Origin of the sequence: Curtobacterium flaccumfaciens (genome assembly GCF_018598405.1) — a bacterium.
GTDB classification, from domain to species: Bacteria; Actinomycetota; Actinomycetes; order Actinomycetales; family Microbacteriaceae; genus Curtobacterium; species Curtobacterium aurantiacum.
This window is the reverse complement of the sequence record NZ_JAHEWS010000014.1, coordinates 1-18977: the sequence shown is the minus strand read 5'-3', so window position 1 is coordinate 18977 and position 18977 is coordinate 1. Positions and strand designations below refer to the sequence as shown.

Annotated in this window: 23 protein-coding genes; 18 read left to right on the top strand and 5 right to left on the bottom strand. The window is 69.0% G+C overall.

Annotation, left to right across the window (positions count from 1 at the left end; translation table 11 throughout):
- Positions 1-2: 2 nt before the first annotated feature.
- Both KK097_RS10415 and KK097_RS10410 read right to left on the bottom strand, forming a co-directional pair.
- Complete coding sequence (locus KK097_RS10415) at positions 3-461, bottom strand: SufE family protein (RefSeq protein WP_027465483.1); 459 nt, start codon at positions 459-461, stop codon at positions 3-5.
- Positions 458-1369 carry a sulfurtransferase gene (locus KK097_RS10410; protein WP_214544664.1) on the bottom strand — a complete coding sequence of 304 codons (912 nt, stop codon included), beginning with the start codon at positions 1367-1369 and terminating at the stop codon, positions 458-460. Before KK097_RS10410 ends, KK097_RS10415 begins: the two co-directional genes overlap by 4 nt.
- 210 nt (positions 1370-1579) lie before the next feature.
- Here KK097_RS10410 and zapE point away from each other — a divergent pair, with 210 nt between their 5' ends.
- From zapE to KK097_RS10335, 15 genes are all read left to right on the top strand, one after another.
- The gene (gene zapE / locus KK097_RS10405; RefSeq protein ID WP_250893229.1) at positions 1580-2530 is read left to right on the top strand and encodes a cell division protein ZapE; all 951 of its coding nucleotides are present in this window, start codon (positions 1580-1582) and stop codon (positions 2528-2530) included.
- A 209-nt stretch (positions 2531-2739) separates the two neighbouring features.
- A complete protein-coding gene (locus KK097_RS10400; RefSeq protein WP_214544663.1) occupies positions 2740-4014 on the top strand; it encodes an ammonium transporter in 1275 nt (424 codons plus the stop codon).
- A 97-nt stretch (positions 4015-4111) separates the two neighbouring features.
- Positions 4112-5230 (top strand): DUF6177 family protein, encoded by a 1119-nt coding sequence (locus KK097_RS18690; RefSeq protein ID WP_214530499.1) that lies wholly within the window; start codon positions 4112-4114, stop codon positions 5228-5230.
- Entirely contained in the window at positions 5227-5583 is a 357-nt protein-coding gene (locus KK097_RS10390; protein WP_214544662.1) for a hypothetical protein, read from the top strand. Before KK097_RS18690 ends, KK097_RS10390 begins: the two co-directional genes overlap by 4 nt.
- Before the next feature lie 45 nt (positions 5584-5628).
- Positions 5629-5988, top strand: a complete 360-nt coding sequence (locus KK097_RS10385; RefSeq protein WP_214544661.1) for a DUF6507 family protein — start codon at positions 5629-5631, stop codon at positions 5986-5988.
- Positions 5985-7985: a hypothetical protein gene (locus KK097_RS10380; protein ID WP_214544660.1), complete on the top strand. Its 2001-nt coding sequence runs from the start codon at positions 5985-5987 to the stop codon at positions 7983-7985. The genes KK097_RS10385 and KK097_RS10380 overlap by 4 nt, the downstream gene beginning before the upstream one ends.
- A 16-nt stretch (positions 7986-8001) precedes the next feature.
- The gene (locus KK097_RS10375; RefSeq protein WP_214544658.1) at positions 8002-8751 is read left to right on the top strand and encodes a hypothetical protein; all 750 of its coding nucleotides are present in this window, start codon (positions 8002-8004) and stop codon (positions 8749-8751) included.
- A 194-nt stretch (positions 8752-8945) separates the two neighbouring features.
- Positions 8946-9593 (top strand): hypothetical protein, encoded by a 648-nt coding sequence (locus KK097_RS10370; protein WP_214530504.1) that lies wholly within the window; start codon positions 8946-8948, stop codon positions 9591-9593.
- Positions 9594-9598: 5 nt separating this feature from the next.
- A complete protein-coding gene (locus tag KK097_RS10365) occupies positions 9599-9937 on the top strand; it encodes a hypothetical protein (RefSeq protein WP_176708745.1) in 339 nt (112 codons plus the stop codon).
- Positions 9938-9994: 57 nt separating this feature from the next.
- On the top strand, positions 9995-10342 hold the full coding sequence (locus KK097_RS10360; protein WP_214530505.1) for a hypothetical protein: 348 nt from the start codon (positions 9995-9997) through the stop codon (positions 10340-10342).
- 283 nt (positions 10343-10625) lie between these two features.
- Positions 10626-11450 (top strand): hypothetical protein, encoded by an 825-nt coding sequence (locus tag KK097_RS10355; RefSeq protein ID WP_214544656.1) that lies wholly within the window; start codon positions 10626-10628, stop codon positions 11448-11450.
- 194 nt (positions 11451-11644) lie between these two features.
- Complete coding sequence (locus tag KK097_RS10350; protein ID WP_214530507.1) at positions 11645-12040, top strand: hypothetical protein; 396 nt, start codon at positions 11645-11647, stop codon at positions 12038-12040.
- Positions 12007-12483, top strand: coding sequence for a hypothetical protein (locus KK097_RS10345; protein WP_214544655.1), 477 nt, complete (start codon positions 12007-12009; stop codon positions 12481-12483). Before KK097_RS10350 ends, KK097_RS10345 begins: the two co-directional genes overlap by 34 nt.
- Before the next feature lie 139 nt (positions 12484-12622).
- Positions 12623-12772 (top strand): hypothetical protein, encoded by a 150-nt coding sequence (locus KK097_RS10340; protein WP_214530509.1) that lies wholly within the window; start codon positions 12623-12625, stop codon positions 12770-12772.
- A 35-nt stretch (positions 12773-12807) separates the two neighbouring features.
- Positions 12808-13464, top strand: a complete 657-nt coding sequence (locus tag KK097_RS10335; RefSeq protein WP_214530510.1) for a tyrosine-protein phosphatase — start codon at positions 12808-12810, stop codon at positions 13462-13464.
- A 119-nt stretch (positions 13465-13583) separates the two neighbouring features.
- On the opposite strand, the gene KK097_RS10330 is transcribed toward KK097_RS10335, so the two are convergent.
- The gene (locus KK097_RS10330) at positions 13584-14555 is read right to left on the bottom strand and encodes an aldo/keto reductase (RefSeq protein WP_214544654.1); all 972 of its coding nucleotides are present in this window, start codon (positions 14553-14555) and stop codon (positions 13584-13586) included.
- A gap of 123 nt (positions 14556-14678) precedes the next feature.
- On the opposite strand from KK097_RS10330, the gene KK097_RS10325 reads away from it, so the two are divergent.
- Together KK097_RS10325 and KK097_RS10320 are read left to right on the top strand one after the other, a co-directional pair.
- Positions 14679-15092 carry a ChaB family protein gene (locus KK097_RS10325; protein WP_214544653.1) on the top strand — a complete coding sequence of 138 codons (414 nt, stop codon included), beginning with the start codon at positions 14679-14681 and terminating at the stop codon, positions 15090-15092.
- A 67-nt stretch (positions 15093-15159) separates the two neighbouring features.
- Positions 15160-16128 (top strand): beta-ketoacyl-ACP synthase III, encoded by a 969-nt coding sequence (locus KK097_RS10320; RefSeq protein WP_214544652.1) that lies wholly within the window; start codon positions 15160-15162, stop codon positions 16126-16128.
- A 207-nt stretch (positions 16129-16335) separates the two neighbouring features.
- Here the strand turns inward: KK097_RS10320 and KK097_RS10315 are convergent, their stop codons facing one another.
- Entirely contained in the window at positions 16336-17208 is an 873-nt protein-coding gene (locus KK097_RS10315) for a hypothetical protein (protein WP_214544651.1), read from the bottom strand.
- Between the two features lie 38 nt (positions 17209-17246).
- Here KK097_RS10315 and KK097_RS10310 point away from each other — a divergent pair, with 38 nt between their 5' ends.
- On the top strand, positions 17247-17879 hold the full coding sequence (locus KK097_RS10310; protein WP_214544650.1) for an acyl-ACP--UDP-N-acetylglucosamine O-acyltransferase family protein: 633 nt from the start codon (positions 17247-17249) through the stop codon (positions 17877-17879).
- 14 nt (positions 17880-17893) lie between these two features.
- Here KK097_RS10310 and KK097_RS10305 read toward each other — a convergent pair whose 3' ends face one another.
- Positions 17894-18859, bottom strand: a complete 966-nt coding sequence (locus tag KK097_RS10305; RefSeq protein WP_214544648.1) for a putative endonuclease domain-containing protein — start codon at positions 18857-18859, stop codon at positions 17894-17896.
- Positions 18860-18977: the final 118 nt, after the last annotated feature.

Sequence of the window (18977 nt, the reverse complement as noted above, 5' to 3'; positions counted from 1 at the left end):
GTCTACGCGACCGCCGCCTGCACCTGCCGCTGGACGCGTCCGAGCATGCCCACCATGCCGCGGATCCGCAGGGGGCTGACCGCTTCGGACAGCCCGATGGTCAGCGGGTAGTCCGTCGGGACGGCGAGGACCTGCTCGACGGTCAGGCCGGACAACCCCTGCGCCAGGATCGAGGCGAAGCCGCGCGTCGTCGGCGCCTCGCGCGGGGCAGTGGCGTGCATCCGGACGACGTCCGGGGCGTCGCCGTCCTCGCCCACCGTCACGGTGATGAAGACGGGGGACTGGCACTCCTCGACGCGTTCGAGCTCGTCCTCGTGCCCCTGCAGGCGTTCGGGCAGCGCGGGCAACTCGTTCGAGAACTCGAGCAGGAGCTGCAGGCGGTCCTTCTGCCCCAGGGCGAGGAAGTCGTCGCGGATCTCGGCGAGGGTGGCGGGGAGTGGTGCGTCGGTGCTGGCGTTCATCGGTTCGGAACAGTACCCGGCTCGGATCCCTGCACGATGGGGACGCGGACGGCGCTGCCCCACTCGGTCCACGAGCCGTCGTAGTTGCGGACGTTGTCGTAGCCGAGCAGGTGCTGCAGGACGAACCAGGTGTGGCTCGAGCGCTCACCGATGCGGCAGTAGGCGATGACCTCGTCGGCGTCCCCGATGCCGGCGCCGTCGCGGTAGACGGCGTCGAGCTCGTCGCGCGACTTGAAGGTGCCGTCGGGGGCGGCGGCCGTCGCCCAGGGGATGTTCACGGCGGTGGGGACGTGGCCGCCGCGCAGCGCGCCCTCTTCCGGGTAGTCGGGCGCGGTCGTGCGCTCACCGCTGTACTCCGGGGCGCTGCGGACGTCGATCAGAGGCTTGCCGAGGTGCGCGAGGACGTCGTCCTTGAAGGCGCGGACGGGCTCGTCGTGGCGCTCGACGACGGGGTACTCGACCGGCGTGACCGGGGTCTCGTCGGTGGTCAGGGCGCGGTCCTCGGCGACCCACTTGGCGCGACCGCCGTCCAGCAGACGGACGTCCTCGTGGCCGAACAGCGTGAAGACCCAGAGGGCGTACGCGGCCCACCAGTTGTTCTTGTCGCCGTAGATCACGACAGTCGTGTCGCGACCGATGCCCTTGCCACCGAGGAGCTCGGCGAAGGCGGCGCCGTCGATGTAGTCGCGCTGCACCGGGTCGTTGAGGTCGGTGTGCCAGTCGATCTTCACGGCACCGGGGATGTGTCCCGTCTCGTAGAGCAGGACGTCCTCGTCGGACTCGACGACCACCAGGTCGGGCGCGCCGGCCCCGGCGTCGAGTTGCTCCTGCAGCCACTCGGTGGACACGAGGCGCTCCGGGTGCGCGTAGGCGGCGAACTTCTCGGACGGGTCGACCGGTGCGGTCATCGGGGGTACCTCCAGGGGTGCGGGGGAGCGTGGTGCTGGGGAGCGTGCTGCTGGCGCCGGACTAGGATCGGGCGTCGGCGCCTGTGGGCAACGGTACGCGGACGTACCGTGCCCCTGACGCAACGTGACACCGCACGACATGCTTCCCGGAAGGGTCCCCGATTGCCTGCTCACCTCGTCGACCGTGATCCCCGGGTGACCCCGCAGCAGATGGCTGCGGCGCTCGTGCCGCCGCCCCAGTTCACGGACGCGTCGTTCGACTCGTACCGGCCGGACCCCGACTACGACTCGCAGGCGTCGGTGCGGGACGCGGTCGCCGCGTTCGTCGCGGCGGGCCCGACCGAGGCACCCCGTCGCGGGTTGTTCGGGCGCAAGAAGCAGTCGGCGGAGCCCGCGGCGAAGTCCGGCGTGTACCTGGACGGCGGGTTCGGTGTCGGCAAGACCCACCTGCTCGCGGCCGCCTACCACGCGGCCACCGGGCGGAAGACGTTCGGCACCTTCATCGAGTACACCGCGCTCGTGGGGGCGCTCGGGTTCCAGGGCACGGTCGACCTGCTGCGGGGGACCGCGCTGGTGTGCATCGACGAGTTCGAGCTCGACGACCCGGGCGACACGATGGTGATGACCCGGCTCATCAAGGAACTGACCGAGACCGGGACCCGCTTCGCCGCGACCTCGAACACCCCGCCCGGGGCGCTCGGCGAGGGACGCTTCGCCGCCCAGGACTTCCTGCGCGAGATCCAGGCGATGTCGGACCGCTTCGACACGATGCGGATCGACGGCCTCGACTACCGGCGGCGAGCGGTGGACGAGTCGGCACAGGTGGTGTCCGACGTGCCCGCCGCACTGCCGTCCGGCACCGTGACGCTCGATGACTTCGGCGCGGTGGTCGCCCACCTGGGCTCCGTGCACCCGTCGAAGTACGTCGCCCTGGTCGAGGACCTCGACGCCGTCGGGCTCACCGACGTCCGGGCGTTCACCGACCAGACCGACGCGCTGCGCTGGGTCGCCCTGGTGGACCGGCTCTACGACGCGCAGGTGCGCATCGTCGCGTCGGGCACCCCGCTCGACCAGGTGTACCCCGACGTCATGCTCGAGGGCGGCTACCGCAAGAAGTACCTGCGTGCGGCGTCCCGCGTCGTGGCGCTCACCCGCGCCTGACGCGTACCGACCGCGGACCGATCTGTCCACGGCGGTCTCCTGCCCCCTGCGCAGGGGACATCGGGCCGACGGAAACACGACGTTTACAAACGGCGTGGTCGCGTTACATCCGCGAAACAGTTCGTGCTCCCTCGTGAAACCTCGCCTCGCCAGACTCGGTGACACCCGAGGCGGTCCAAGAGCCGCTCGTGCAATCGAGAGGTGAGCAGATGCTTGATCAGGGCAACACGACGTTCGTGTTGGTGATGGCTGCGCTGGTGTTGTTCATGACACCAGGCCTGGCCTTCTTCTACGGCGGCTTGGTGAAGGCCAAGTCCGTCATCTCCATGATGATGATGTCGTTCGGCGCGATCGCGCTCGTGAGCGTCCTCTGGGTGCTCTACGGCTACGCGATCGCCTTCGCCAACCACGGCGACGGCACGGCGGTCTCCGGCGTGGTCGGGTTCTTCAGCATCGACTGGAACCAGATCGGCCTCGGCCAGGCCTTCGAGGAGGCCAAGTCGTCGGACATCCAGGCGGCGTACCCGTCGATGGCCTTCGTCGGGTTCCAGGCGACGTTCGCGATCATCACCGTCGCGCTCATCTCGGGCGCCATCGCCGACCGCGCCAAGTTCGGCGCGTGGATGATCTTCGCCGGTGTCTGGGTCACGGTCGTCTACTTCCCCGTCGCCTCGTGGGTCTTCAACCTGACCTCGGGCTGGGCCGCCACGTGGGGCGTCATCGACTTCGCCGGTGGCACCGCGGTGCACATCAACGCCGGTGCGGCGGGTCTCGCCCTGGCGATCGTGCTCGGCAAGCGCGTCGGCTTCGCCAAGGGTGCGCACAAGCCGCACAACCCGCCCTTCGTCCTGCTCGGTGCCGCCATCCTGTGGTTCGGCTGGTTCGGCTTCAACGCCGGTTCCGAGGGCGCCGCTGACGGCATCGCCGCCATCGCCTGGGTGAACACCCTCGCCGCCCCGGCCGCCGCCATCCTCGGCTGGCTGCTCATCGAGAAGCTCAAGGACGGCAAGGCCACGTCCGTCGGTGCCGCATCGGGCGCCGTCAGCGGCCTCGTCGCGATCACCCCGGCCTGCGCCGCCCTGACCCCGGGCTGGGGCCTCGTGCTCGGCTTCCTCGCCGGCGTCGTGTGCTGCTTCGCCATCGACTGGAAGTACCGCCTGGGCCTCGACGACTCGCTCGACGTGGTCGGCGTGCACCTGGTCGGCGGCATCTTCGGCACGCTGTTCCTCGGCTTCTTCGCCAACGACACCGGCCTGATCTACTCGGGCTCGTTCGAGCAGCTCGGCAAGCAGGCCGCAGCGGCCCTGGCCGTCGGCGCCTACTCGTTCGTCCTCGCCCTGGTCATCGGGTTCGCGATCGAGAAGACGATCGGCTTCCGCGTCAAGACCGAGGACGAGGTCGCCGGCATCGACACCGCCGTCCACGGCGAGGAGGGCTACGTCCTCTACGACCAGAGCGACGACAGCCCGGTCAGCGTCCGCTAGACACGCTCCACCACCGCACGACGACGGGCCCCGCGCACACAGCAGCGCGGGGCCCGTCGTCGTTTGCGGGACCGCCCCCGGCCGGTAGGGTTCCGGCGTGGACGACGTCACCCTCGCGCACCCGCTCGTCGACGCGGTCGGGCCCGGCTTCGTCGTCTCCGAGACCGACGCCGCGATCGTGTCGCTGTCCTCCGCCCGGATGGGGCTCGTGCTCGAGACACGGGCCGCCGACCTCGCGTTCGTGCTGCTCACACCGCCCACCAGCCGCGTCACCCCGGCGATGCTCGCGATGCTCCGGCGCACGAGCAGCGCGTGGGTCGTCCGCGAGGGCGACCGCTACCGCGCCGCCGGCTCCACCGAGGTCGTCGACGACGTCGCGACCGCGATGCTCGCCCCGCAGGCCTCCGAGCGCACCACCCGGCTCGGCCCCGACGAGGTCCCCTGGGTCGAGCTGATCGTGTCCGTCCACCACCCCGCCACGGAGCAGGCCGGCATCGGCCGCACCGCTGAGCTCCTGCTCGAGGGACTCGCCGGCAGTGCGCCCACCGCCTGGGGCACGGTCGAGCCGGCCACGCTCGCGTGGAGCGTCGGTGCCGTCACGGACTTCGCCCGTGGGCGCGCGCCCCGACCGACCCGGCTCGTCGCCGTCACCCCGGTCGACGGTGGGTTCGCCGCGGTGCAGCTCCGGATCGAGCGGTCCGCCACCGGCGTCACGGAGGAGACACGGTTGGCACTGCCACGGCCAGGGCCCACGCCGCCGGTTCCGGGGCGACGCGCCAGCGGCGGGCCGGCCGTGCCGGTGGGGAGAGGCACGGTGCCGGTCCCCGGGAACGAGTCGCCGCCGGTGGACGGTCCGGTCGTCGACGTCCTGGCCGACCTCGCGCGCCGGCAGCGGGTGCTGCTCGCAACGGCGTGGCGGTCGGCAGGGCACGCAGACGCGACCCTCGCCGCCCGGCAGCGCGGGATGCCCGTCCCCCTCGGAGCGGTCGTGGGCGCCGCCGCCGTGCGGGACCTCGGCGTCGACGCCGGTTCCTTGCCGGTGGGGGCCACGCCGGTCGGGCCGCCGCGCGTGCCGTCGCTGCTGCTCGACTTCTCGCCGCCGGCATATCTGACCGGGGGTGCCGAGGTGGAGGCCCGCTGGCGGCGGCTGGCCGAGCTCGGCACCGCGCTCGGCCCCCGTGCCGTCGAGCTGCTGGGATCCGGGGCGGACCGATGACCGCCGAGTGGACGATCCTCAGCGCAGACCACGTGGACGCCGCTGCCGTGCTGACCGGAGCGGCCGCGGTCGACCCGGCGATCGGCATCCGTCAGCTCTGGGCGGGCCATGCGCTGCAGCTCGTGTCGGACGACGGGGTGGTGCTCCTCACGCTCCTCCAGTCCCGCCGGCTCGACAGCGTCACCGACGCAGAGCGGCTGCTCGCCGGACCCTTGTCGGTGCCGGGTGATCGGCTATGGTGGAACGAGATCCACACGGCCGCGCAACCCCCGTTCCGGGGGACGGCCGAGCGGATCGTGCACAGCATCGCGGACGCCGCCGGGGGAACGGCTGCGTCCCGAGCCGTGCAGTGACCACGCGATCGCTCTGACCGAGCGGGACGACGACCAGGGGGAGCCATGGGGAACGGCTGGCAGATCGAGCCCGCGGGCGTGCAGACGACGCTCACCGACACCGAGACCGCGGCGACGAACCTCTCGACCGCTTTCGACGGCCTCGCCGACGCGCACGCGGCGCTCACGACCGCGGTCGGCGACGACCAGGCGGTCGCGGGCGCCGTCGCGGCGCTCATCGAGAGTCACTCGGCCCTCCTGACCCGCGTGGGCAACCACATCACCGCCGGTATGGCCGGCGCTGCCACCGCGACCCTCGCCTACTACCACGGTGACGAGGAGATGGCCGCGACGGCGCAGACCAACGCGATCCGTGCCTCCAGTACGGGCGATTTCTCGGCCTTCGACCTGGGTGGTGACCAGTGACGAGCCAGTGCCGCGCCGACGGCCTGATCGACCCGGACGCGATCCCCGGCGCGAACATCGACGCGGCGAAGGTCGAGACCGCCGGAACGGCGTTCTCGACGTCAGCCACCGACGTCGAGACGCGCGGCGGCGAAGTGAAGACCGCCTGGGCGAAGCTCGGCAGCAGCTACACCACGCCGGACTCCACCGAACTGCTCGCGGTCATGGACGGCGTCGAGACCGACACCGCCGCACTCGCCGCGACCCTGCAGAAGGCGTCGACCTTCATCGGCGACTACGCGACGGCGGTCGCGCCGATCGCGAAGCGGCTCGTCGAGCTGAAGGCCGAGGCCGAGACGTTCGTCGAGAAGGCCCTGAAGGGCAAGACCGTCGGCCCGTGGGACCCGGAGCACCCCGCCAACCAGGGCATCGTCGGGCTCGTCCAGAACTTCGGCGAGGTGCTCGACGACGTGCACCTGCCGTGGGACCAGTACACGCCGTACGTCGACGAGAACAACGAGCTGCTCACCAAGGTCGCCGAGCAGGAGACGAAGCTCTCCGCCGCATCCGCGGAATGCGTCAACGCGATCAACGGGCTGCGCACCGACATGTGCCTGGCGCCGGTGCAGGCCGTCGACTACACGGCTGCGGTCAAGGCGAACGAACCGATGCCGTGGGGGAGCACCGGGCGCGGTGACCAGTCGTGCCAAGAATCGTTCGACTCCGGCGTGTACGACGCCGCGAAGGGCACGGTCGAGGGACTCGGCGGACTGATCGGGTACAACTCGCAGACCGGCGAGTGGGGCGATGGCGACTGGGCGGCGCAGTCCTGGAAGGGCTTCGCGGAGTCCCTCGGGCTGATCGTGTTGCTGGGCAGCCCGCCGCTCCTCATCGCCGCGGCGCTGCCGAAGGGCATCCTGCCTGATGTCGTCGGTGACACCGCGCGGAACATCACGGACAAGCAGAAGACCCTCGTCGAGGGCTTCGTCGGGTCGCCGGAGGACTGGCGGGACGACCCCGCACACGCCGCCGGTGGTGCCGCGTTCAACATCGGCACGCTGTTCATCCCCGGCGCGGGCGAGATCGGCGCGGGCGCGAAGGTGGCGGCGCTCGGGTCGCGGCTCGCGGTGCTCGGGGCCGACGGCAGCAAGCTCGCGGCGATCGGTTCGAAGGTCGCGGCCGCCGGCACCACGATCGTGCGCGTCGGGGATGCGCTGTCGAGCCTGCCGGGCAAGGCGTTGTCGGGGGTCTCGGACCTGCTGGCGCGGGGGCGTGGCGGGTTCGCGGATGCGCTCCGCGGGCTCGGGGACAGGATCCCGACCGTGAAGGTCAGTGTCGAGCACGCCATGGCGACGCCGGACGGGTTCGGAGTGGGGCTCGGGCGGCCGCACATCGAGGTGGGGAACCCGGGTTCGGGTGGGCACTGGTTGCACTCGGTGGCCGATCACGTTGAGCCGTCGGGGACACACAGGGGTGGACAGGCTGATCAGGTCGTCGAACCAGCCGCACCGCCTGCTCGTGACCCCCACACGGCGATCGCTCCGGGGGACCAGCCGGTCATCGGACGCGTGGAACTCCAGTCTGATCACGCCACCGCGACGTGGGAGCTGCTGAAGCGCAACAAAGCCGGAATGGCCGAGCAGCAGTACTTCACCGGGATCCACCAACCAGGTGACGGAACTGTGCCGGAACTCGTGATCCGGACCGACGACGGGAGAAAGGTAGCCCTGGACGGCTTCCGAGTGGAGGCCGGTGAACGCGTCTTCGTGGACACGAAGGGCGATCACTCGTTCTGGTACACGTTCAAGAAGTGGACGCCCGAGCAGTTGTTCGCGAAGGACGGCGCTGAGATCGACAAGGTGGTCTCGAGCATCCGCCGGCAGCTTCAAGCGATCGAGGACGTCGGTGGCGGCCGACTAGAATACATCGTGACGGACAGACGCTTCGGCGAACTCCTCGATGACACGCTCGTCGACCAACGGCTCGACGTCGATGTGATCATTCGGTCGATGCCATGACGACGGACGGAAAGAATTGACCTCGATCTGGACCACACAGCAGCCTTCGATCCGGGTCCAGTGGGGAACCCGGTCGTTCGACGCAACTGGGGTGATTGCGGCGTTGCGAGAGTCATTGAAGGTGTTGGCGCTCTGCGGACCGCCATTCGCTGGCCCTTGGACCCTCCTCGACCCCTCCTCCCAGGACGCGGACGGCTCGCGTGTCGACGAGCTCGCCGACTCCGATGTCGAGCTCCTCATCGAACGAGGAGTTGCGCGTAACCATGATGGTCAGCCATTTCCGCAAGACGGTTACGGTGTGACGTTGGTGAGCATGCCGACCGAGGGTGTCGGGGCCTCCTTGCGACTGCATGTCGGCGCGTCGGCGACTCGGCACATCGTGAACGAAGTTGCAGTGTCACTTCGGGCGCTCGAACCAGGAGCGTCAGTAGACCTCCGGGACTCCTTCGGAAAACATCAGGCCGAAGTCGTCCGGAGACTCGTCGAACTCTGGCACGCCGATCTTGCGCAGGTCTCGGTGCGCGACGCCAACCGGAGTCAGAAACGATTTGCAACCCTCATCGGTCTGACGAACTTCTTCCGCGGAGACCACAGTTCCGTTTTGTCCGCGATCGACCTGCCGACCGCAGCCAAGACGACGGTCGCGGACGGGGGCACGTGGCTCATGATCGATGACGACTCCGACGACTTGGTGACAACAGTGGCGAGCATCGTGGCGACCGCCGATGTCATCGAGGATGCCGGCGGCCTCATCGTCTCTTCTTGATCGCCGTCGTGGACTCGCATGACGGCGCGTAGCGGAGGCCAGACAATTCGGCAGATCGTGTTTCGAGGGACAACGGCCGGCGAGCCGCGGGCGATGATCACCCCGGACCCACGCGCCTGGAATGCGGCGACTCTCCGCCGCACCTCCTCGTCGCTGAGCGGTCTGCTCCCAGCAGCGTTCTACCCGTCGTGGGGATGAACTACGACGATGCGCCTGCCCCTCTGCGGGACGCACTCGAAGGCTTCTCGGAGGCTTCCGCGATCACAATCCAATCCGAAATCCGGAACATCCTCGATTCTGGTAGCAGCGATGAGGGCGTGTTCTCGCTGATCTCGGGGTTCAACGCAAACATCGATCCAGTCGACGACTTCAGAGTCGGCGGTCGGGCCTTGTCGGCGCTGCCGGGGAAGGCGTTGTCCGGGGTCTCGGACCTGCTGGCGCGGGGGCGCGGCGTGTTCGCGGATGCGCTCCGGCGGCTCGGGGACAACATCCCAACCGTGAAGGTCAGCGTCGAGCACGCCAAGGCGACGCCGGACGGGTTCGGCGTCGGGGTCGGGCGGCCGCACATCGAGGTGGGGCGTCCGGATCCGGGGTCGCACTGGTTGCACTCGGTGGCGGACCGGGTCGACGGTGGGTCCCACCGCGCCGAGTCGTCCGCGGGGCTGATTCCCACACCGGAACGATCGAAAGGCCGAATTCGATCAAGTGATCGGACGGCGGTTCAGCGAAGGTGTCTTCACGGACGAGAAGCAGATGTGGATGCAGTTGTTGTGGGACTAGAACAGTCCGGGGGGCTTCGTGGTCCGTACCGCTCACCCGACGAAGCTCGGAGGCTGACGTGACAGGCATGACCGAGATCGGGTACGAGAACTATTCAGCTACAATCCCACTCCTCGGGGGCTTCCTCGAGAACCTCTACCAGCGTTGGTGGGACGACTACTCGTCCGTTGCCGTCTACATCGACTTCTACATCGCCGGATTCAGCGGGGAGGAGCTTGCGGAGACGCGGAAGGAGTTCGTCTCGTTACGTGTGGATGGCGCAGAGGACGGCGAGGTGGAGTCGTTCCTTCGCCGTATGAACGCGAACTACCGCATCGGTTCGGGGTCAGGTCGAGCGTTGTTGCGGGAAGTGGGGCAGCGAGTCGACGAGCTCGCCAACGGCGCGATTCCGAAGGCCTTCGACTGAACCTGCTCGGGCTTCTTCATCAAGACCGCATTCCCAACGCCTCCGGAGGTGTGATACATGCCTGAGATCGAAGATCTGGGTACGGTGGAACTTCGTCGAACATTTCCCGCGCTTTCATCTCTTCTCCCTGCAATCTTCTACCCCGCCTGGGAGATGGACTACCGTGATGCGTCTGAAGCATTCGATGATGCTCTGGAAGGATTTTCCGCGCAGTCCGCCATCGGTGTACGAGCGGAGATCGAATCAGTACTCAGTACCGATGTGGACGATGCAGCCGTGTCGGCTCTCCTCCTCAAGCTGAACGCCAGCGTCGACCCGATGACCCACACCGGATTGGGGGGACGGGCGTTCCTCGAGGAATTCGCGAGCGCAGTCGTAACCCACGTTTTCCGGCCGTCGGCCTAGCGACATCCATCGAGGCACCGGTAACGACAACTCATTGAGCTCTTGGCACAGGGCCGATTCAAGGGCCAGAGGCCTCGCCGATCGAGTCCTGTATCTGACGTCATCGACCAGCAGAATGCACTTGCGATCCTCACGTTCGACCTGCTGGGATCGGGGTGGGAACGCTCGGTATTCTTGATCAGCTGCGGCGCCAAAGCGCAGACAGTCTGCAGCAAGTGATCATCGAGATTCCCGTCTCCTTCGAGACGTCGACCCGAGCCGGAGGACTGAAAGGTTGAACTCAGTGGAGGACCTGCACGGCTTGCAAAATCGCCTTGCGATCTTGACCTTCGACAGCATGCCGAGCGGCTGGTCGCGCGCGACGTCGGTCTTCGTGAACGTCGGTGTCTCGTCGCGACTGCAGCGGGCGGTGCTCACCGCGAGCGGGATGACTCTTGGCCCTCCCGCCGACCTGGCGGAGTGGAAAGCTTGGAAGGATCTTCGAGTCTTGATGTCGGACGCGAACCACGGCGCTTGGTTCACGGGGCGGCTCCAGGTCGAGAGCTCGGGAGCCTATCGGTTTGATTTCGACTGGGACACTGAGCCGCAGTGGCCGGTCCAGGTCGACCTCGATGGCAACATCGTGCGGTCTGAGCGCGTCGAGACCCAGCAGCTTCGCGACGATCTGCAGCGGTACCCGCGGGATGCGGAGATCGCGCCGGAGTGGCTCATCCAGCGCCTCGCAGCCAATCCGCTTCGTTTCGTGGACGCGTGGCAACCAGCGCTCGCGCCGCTGGCAAACAGTGAGAACTGGGTGATCGTTCGAGACATGATACGCGACGCCATCCAGGCCGGTAGTGATGACGCCAGCGTCGCAGTGGAAGCAAATCAGGTTGCTGAGGTCGTCTCCAGCGAACTCGTCGGCTCGACGCGCGTCGGACAGGTCTTGCGCCTCTGCCGGGAGGCGTCCGAGGGCGGACTGATCGAGTTCAGACCGGGGTCGACTGCGGATGCAGCGGAGTCAACGAGCGCGGCGCTCGACAATGACGAGGTCCTCCGGGTCAATGTCGAGGCCTTGATGGCTCCGCTAGTAGCTCTTGCCGGGCAGGAACTCCTCAACGCGCGGTGAACACCATGATCATCGGCGGGAAGATTTGAACACCTCGGTGTACCTGAGCCGGGAGATACAGCATGTTGGTCGCGCTGATCGTGGGTCGATATTTTGATCCACTGGGGACGGGACGGTGTCGAGCACCTGCAACAAGTCCGCGTCGAGAGCCACGTCTCGCATGAGGCGGCAACAAGGGCCGGAGGCCTCGCCGATTGAGTTCTGCAGCTGAAGTCATCGACCAACAGGATGCGCTCGCGATGCTCACGTTCGACCGGCTGGGATCAGGGTGGCAACGTTCGACGAGTGTCTTCGTCAGTCTCGGCGTGACCGCGCGAATCGAGCGGGCCGTCGACACTGGCGTTGCAGTCATCCACACCCCTCCCGCTGACCTCGCGGAATTCGAGGCGTGGAGTCGACTGCGCGAAGTCATGGCCGAACCAGAACAGGGTGCCTGGTTCACAGGGCTCCTGCGCCTCGATTCACGTGGTGCTCAGCAGTTCGAGTTCTCCTGGGACGACGAGCCCCGATGGCCACTGTTGATCGACATCGATGGCAGCTCGTGGACTCATTGCCGGTGGAGAATTCGGAATTGCGAGAAGACATGGTGATGCATCCGCGGCCTGCGTCTACGACACCACCATGGCTCGTCGAACGTCTCGGCGCATCTCCGCTGCACTTCTCCGACAGGTGGGACGCCCGACTCGAGCCGCTCGGGAGCAGCCCGAACTGGTCGATCGTCCGGGAAATGGTTCGTGACACGATCCAGCTGCTCGGCGATGATCGAGATGCCGTACTGGAACGTGATGTGATCACGGAAGCGGTTTACAGTGAACTGCTCGCATCGACACGGGTGAGTCAGATGATGCGCCTACTCCGAGATGCAGCGGCAGCTGGTGTGGTCGACGACCCGGCGCAGCAGAATTCGGACGAGGGTAACCCGTCGCGAGACGCGATCAGCAACGACCAAGCGTTCCATCGCAACGTCGTCGTGCTGCTGTCGCTCATCGACCAGCTCGCGGACCAGGAGATCGCCAACGTCGTGAGCTCTTGAGAGGAGCTCCGGGGACCACTCCGATTGTCGCTCCTGTGGCACGCCGTTCCCGGAGGACACGTTCTGGGAGGCCTTCAACCCGTGGCTCGAGGGTCCCGAACCGACGCTCTCCTGCGGGAACTGCGGGAAGACTGCCCCGATGGGCGATCACGACACGGCCGGGAGCATCGTCGTCAGTCCGCTCGGGATCGTCATGTCGGGCAACGGTTGGTACCTCGTCCCGGAACTCCTGGGCGCGCTCCGAACGGACTTCGGCGGTGGCTGGACGTGGGTGAGCCACCACCCGTAGCGGGTTCCCGCGTCCGCGCGCGGCAGGATGAAGGCGTGAACTCGACGACGAGCATCCTCACCAATCTCCGCCCCGTCGGCGGTACCGCCCTCCAGGCCGACCACCCCCGCACCGTGTACCGGGCGAACACCGAACCGGTGGGGCCGGACGCCTACCCGCCCGGTCTCGCGGCGGTGATCGACCTCCGCCGGGTCGACGAGACCGCCGCCGTGCCGCATCCGCTCGCGGCGTCGCCCGGCTACCGAGGTGTCCCCATGTTCGATCCGTCGTCGGGGCTGGAGTCGGCAGCCGAGGCCATCGCCCTCGAGGACCAGTACATCGACTGGCTCGACCGGCACCGCACCGGGATCGCCGAAGCACTCCGCGCCGTCGCTGCCACCGACGGCGACGTGCTGGTCTGCTGCTCGGCCGGGAAGGACCGCACCGGGATCGTCAGCGCGCTGCTCGCACGGCACTGGGGCGCGGACATCGACTCGATCGGCGAGGACTACGCCATGAGTGCGGAGCGGCTCGTCCACCGCTTCGCGCGGGAACGCGCAGCGAGCGCCGACCCCGAGGCCCCCGCGATCGCGCAACGGTGCGTTCCGGCGATCATGACCACGGTCATCGACCACGTCGAGCGTCGCTGGGGTTCGGTTGATGCGTACCTGCGGGCGATCGGCCTGCAGGACGACGAGATCGTGCGCCTCTGATCGCGACGCTGGTCGCGTTCTGGACGTGACCACGCACTGGAGGCGCGGTGGGGGTCCGACCCGCACCGCGCCTCCAGGCAGATGGTCGCGTCAGCGACCCGCTGGTTCCGTCGGGGACGTCACCAGGCGTAGTCCTCCGGCGAGGTCTTGTGTCCCGGGAAGATCTCGTCGAGCCGGTCCAGCGCACGCTGGTCGAGGCGGATGTCGACGGCGCGGACCGCGGACTCCCACTGCTCCATCGTGCGCGGGCCGGTGATCGGCGCGGTGACGCCGGGCTGGTGCAGCAGCCACGCGAGGGCGAGCTCGCCCGGGGTGTGACCGAGCTCCTTCGCGAAGGACTCGTAGGCCTGGAGCTGGTCACGGTGCGCCTCGACGTACTCGGCGCTGCGGCCCGAGAGGCGACGCGAGCCGTTCTCGGTCTTCTCGATGACGCCGCCGAGGAGCCCGCCCTGCAGCGGGGACCACGGGATCACGCCGAGGCCGTAGTGGCGGGCGGCGGGGAGGACCTCGCGCTCGACGTCGCGGACGACGAGGTTGTAGATCGACTGCTCGCTGACGAGGCCGAGGAAGTTGCGGTGCTTCGCGGCTTCCTGCGCCTGGGCGATGTGCCAGCCGGCGAAGTTCGACGAACCGACGTAGAGCACCTTGCCCTGCGCGACCGCGAGTTCCATGGCCTGCCAGATCTCGTCCCAGGGGGTGTCCCGGTCGACGTGGTGCATCTGGTACAGGTCGATGTGATCGGTCTGCAGGCGGCGCAGCGAGGCGTCGAGCGACTGGCGGATGTTGTACGCCGAGAGCTTGCCGCCGTTCGGCCAGTCGGTCATCTCGCCGTAGACCTTGGTGGCGAGGACCGTCTTCTCGCGGCGACCGCCACCCTTGGCGAACCAGCGGCCGATGATCTCCTCGGTGGCGCCCTTGCCCACCGAGCCCCCGTAGCCGTTGGCGGTGTCGAAGAAGTTGACGCCGAGCTCGTGCGCCCGGTCCATGATCGCGTGCGAGTCGTCCTCGCTGGTCTCCGGTCCGAAGTTCATGGTGCCGAGCACTGCGCGCGAGACCGACAGCCCTGTCCGTCCGAGGTGTGTGTAGTCCATGAGACGGGTCTACTCGTGACGCGCTGGACGTGCCAGGCCCTGGGAGTACCGGTCGGCCGGCTGTCTCGGTGCTCGTTGCGCCGCGGGCGAGTAGTCAGGACGTGTCGATCGAGAGGAGCAGTCATGCCAGCCAAGGACGAGATCCCGAGCACCCTGCAGCGGTCACCGGAGCACGCGCAGGAGGTCTTCGAGAAGACCCTGGACTCGGCGAACGAGACCTACGGCCCGGGCGAGCGTGCGCACCGCACCGCGTTCGCCGCCGTCAAGCACGAGTACGAGAAGGTCGGCGACCACTGGGAGGAGAAGGAGTCCTCCGGGCCGTCCGACTCGGGCGCTGCCGGCTCGGGTGCGGGTTCGTCGGGCTCGGGTTCTTCGGGGAAGACCCAGGGCGGCGTCGACGCCAACGCCTCGAAGGCGCACCTGATGGACGTCGCGAAGCGGCTCGACGTCAGCGGGCGGTCGAAGATGAACAAGGACGAGCTGGTCGAGGCGATCGGCAGGGCGAACGACCGCGCCACCGCTGCGGCGCGCAAGTGACGCGGTGGCGTGCCGTGCATTCCTCGTCCGGCATGCGGCGGTGGGGTGAGGGGGTAACGTGCCGACGATGAACATCCCAGCACTTCGCGGCAGCCGGATCCTCGGGTTCGGACACCACCAGCCCGAACGCGTCCTGACCAACGACGAGCTCTCGACAACGGTCGACACGAACGACGAGTGGATCCGCACCCGAACCGGGATCCAGACGCGTCGGATCGCCGGGCCCGACGACACCGTCACGTCGATGGCGATCGAGGCCGGACGCCGTGCCCTCGCCGACGCCGGCGTGTCACCCTCGGCCGTCGGACTCGTCATCGTCGCCTCCACCACCCACCAGGATCGCGCGCCGTACACGGCGGGTCGGGTCGCCGCCGCACTCGGCATGACGAACGGCCCGGCGCCGATCGACATCAACACCGCGTGCAGCGGGTTCGAGTACGCGCTCGGGCTCGCAGACCAGTCCATCCGCACCGGTTCGGCCGACGTCGCGCTCGTCATCGGGTCCGAGGTGCTTTCCGGCATCGCCGACTGGACCGACCGGTCGACGTGCGTCCTCGTCGGTGACGGGGCCGGAGCCGCAGTCCTCGGGGTCGCCGAGACGCCCGAGATCGGCCCGGTGTCGTGGGGGAGCGTGCCGCACCTGCTCGACGCCGTCCGTGTCGAGGGGTCGCCGGGGCGCTTCAACCAGGAGGGTCGCTCGATCTACCGGTGGGCCATCACCGAGGCCGAGGGGCACGCCCGAAAGGTCGTCGAGGCCGCCGGGCTCTCGATGGACGACATCGAGGTGTTCGCGTTCCACCAGGCGAACCTGCGGATCATCGAGCCGCTCGTGACCGCGCTCGGCGGGGAGTCCAAGTTCGTCATCCGCGACGTGGTCGAGTCCGGGAACACCTCGGCCGCCAGCGTGCCGCTCGGGCTGTCGAAGGCGTGGGAGCGTGGCGATCTGCCCGAGGGCGTGCCGGCGCTGTTGTTCGGCTTCGGCGGTGGGTTCGCGCACGCCGGGCAGGTCGTGACGACGCCGGTGCGGTCCTTCTAAGCGCGGCTGCAGGAACGGCCCGGGCAGACTGCCCGGGCCGTTCGTCGTCAGGGCTGCACGCGTTGATCCAGCGCTGCGTGCGTTGGTTCGGCGCTGTGTGCGTTGGTTCGGCGCTGTGTGCGTTGGTTCGGCGCTGTGTGCGTTGGTTCGGCGCTGTGTGCGTTGGTTCGGCGCTGTGTGCGTCGGTTCGGCGCTGTGTGCCGAGCGTCAGCGCTTCGCGCGGGGGGCGTCGTGGCCCGGCTCGGTCCAGAGGTCCTGGTCGTTGCCCGCGCCGCGCTTCCACGGCAGCGCGCGTCGGGTCTTCTCGGCCGCCGGCGTGACCGTCAACACGATCGGGAACTCCGCCGGCGGCATGCCGAACCCCGTGCGCGACGCCTGGATCACCTTCCGCCCGAGCGCGTGGTTGCCGAGCCCACCGACCGCCGCGCCGATCCCGAAGGGCAGCGCGCGACCGAGGACCGAACCACCCTGCCGGATGGCGAAACGCTTGATGAACTGGTCGCGGACCTGCCCGCCGATGCCGTTGACGACCTGCTTCGGCAGCGAGGACGTCACCATCTCGCCCCAGAACGCCGTCCGGGCCTGACCGCCTGCGGCCTGTCCGGCGAGCTGCTTGATGAGCTGCGTGCCCGGCGCGCCGAGGATCATCGCCATCACGAGCGTGCGGGCCCGCTCCGGGTCGTCCAGCGCGATGCCGTGCACCTCGGTCACCGACTGGGCGAACAACGCGGTCGTCTCGAGGAACCCGACCGTCTCCGCACCGCTGAGTCCGAGCGCAGCTGCCATCCCCACGCCGGGGATCACCGCACTCGCACCGACGGCGGCGCCACCCGTCGTGACGGCGGTGAGGTACTGCCGCTCCAGGATCTGGATGACCTCGGCGGGGGTCGCGTCGGGCTTGCGGCGACGGATCGCGTTGACGTGCGCGACCACGACGGGACGCTGCACACTGATGACCCGATCGAGCCACTTGGCCCAGCCGGTGGGCTGGACCTGCTGTGCTCTGGGGTCGGAGTTGGTGGGGGAGACCGGTGCGGTCGGCAGGGGCACGATCGACTGGTCCTTCGGGGCACGGGCCATGGGTTCACCGTACGCCGGGCACGTGAGAGGCTCGCTGGGTGGACACCGATCCGGAGCAGGGACCCCTCGACGACGTGCGCCTGGCAGCCGGCTTCCTGACGATGCGCTCGGTGGCCGCACTCGCACCAGAGGTCCTCGTGCTCGACCCCGCTTCCGTCCTGCTCGGCACCGGCGTGACCGTCTTCCCCGGCGCTGCGCTGTACCCGTCGACGACGCTCGCGACTCGCGACGGCGGCACCATCACGGTGGGCGCCGGTGCACTGCTCGGACCCGGCCCGGTGACCGTCGTCGCCACAGCAGCGCACGTGCACGTCGACGCGGGCGTCGAGCTCGGCCCGGGCCCCGTGACCGTCATCGCGGACGGGTCCGACGTCGTGATCGGCCGTGGAGCACGTCTCACCGGCGGGTGTCTCGTCGAGGGACCGGTCCGCATCGGACGCGGCGCGCAGGTCCTCGGTCCGGTCTCGCTGCGAACTGCCGACCTGGCGGACGGCGGGGACCACCGAGAGCCCGACCCCGACCACCGGGGCGGCGTCGTCAAGGGGGTGGGGCCGGTGCGAGGTGTCCGCGTGGGACTCGGCGAGGTGGTCGTCGGTGCGGGACCGTCTGGTCCGCCGACGGTCGAGCGCCAGCGGACGTACCACCCGGACGCTCCGCGGCACCCTCGCTGACCGGCTGGCGTCGGTCACCGGCACGGCACACCCGCACGCCGGAGGGCTGCGCGGACCCGGTCGGGCTGCATCAGGTCGGCCCACGAGAGCCGGACGACCACACGGACCTCGGGGAACGACCGGATGAAGTCCTCACGCCGCTTCTCGCGCCAGTGCACGTCCGCCGTCGATCGCCCGTCGAGCAGCACCGGGTCCTCGTACTTCGCGCGGCCGTCGACCTCGACCACGACGCCCTGGTCGGGGAACCAGAAGTCGACGACCGCCGTGCTCGCTCCCGCCCGGGCGAACACGTGCTGCTGCACCGGGTCAGGCACCCCGAGTTCGCGGAAGCGCACCCGGCACACCGACTCCGCCGGTGACCCCGACAACGTCGACCCCATCCCCACGGCGATCCCCGCCTTGTCGTGGCCCGCGGGCGCCGTCGTGGCGAGCTCATCGAGCAGGACCTCCGGCAGGAGATGCCGGTCGTGGAGCGCCTGGTCGATCATCGGCAGTGCGAACTCGAGGGTGGACGTACCCGCGATGTCGACGAGGGTCCGTGCCAATGACGTGACGGGCGCTCCGTCGATGTCCGCGGGGGTGGTCGCGGGCAGGCCAGCCCACCGCCTGGCCGTCGTCGGCGAGCGGACGAGCGGTCCGGGGTGGAGCCGGAGGTGTGCTGACGTGTCGGCCCGTTCGCGGCGCGGATCGACCACGTCGACCTTCGTCGGAGGGGCATGGACGAAGGGCAGCCCGTGCACGGCGGCCGCAGCCGAGCGTGCGAACGCTCTCGGCGCGTGGATCATCGGCGCGGTTGCGCGCACCAGGAGCAACAGGTGGTCCTCAGGCCGGAGTCCGACGACCGACGACGGGGAGACCAGGACCCCCGGACGTACCGCTATCAACTCGCCCCGACGGACCCGGCGTTGCAGGGACCGGCGTTCGGCGCTGGGCTTGCCGGTCGTGCGGATGAGGGGGATGGTGCGTGCGCGGTCGTCCATGGATCAACCATCGATCGCCGGGACCGACCATGGGGCGACGGTGAGCCGATCTGTGGATGACGAGCCGGGCCTCCAGGCTGTGGAGGGATGAGGCGGACGCAACTTGCGACGATGTCGA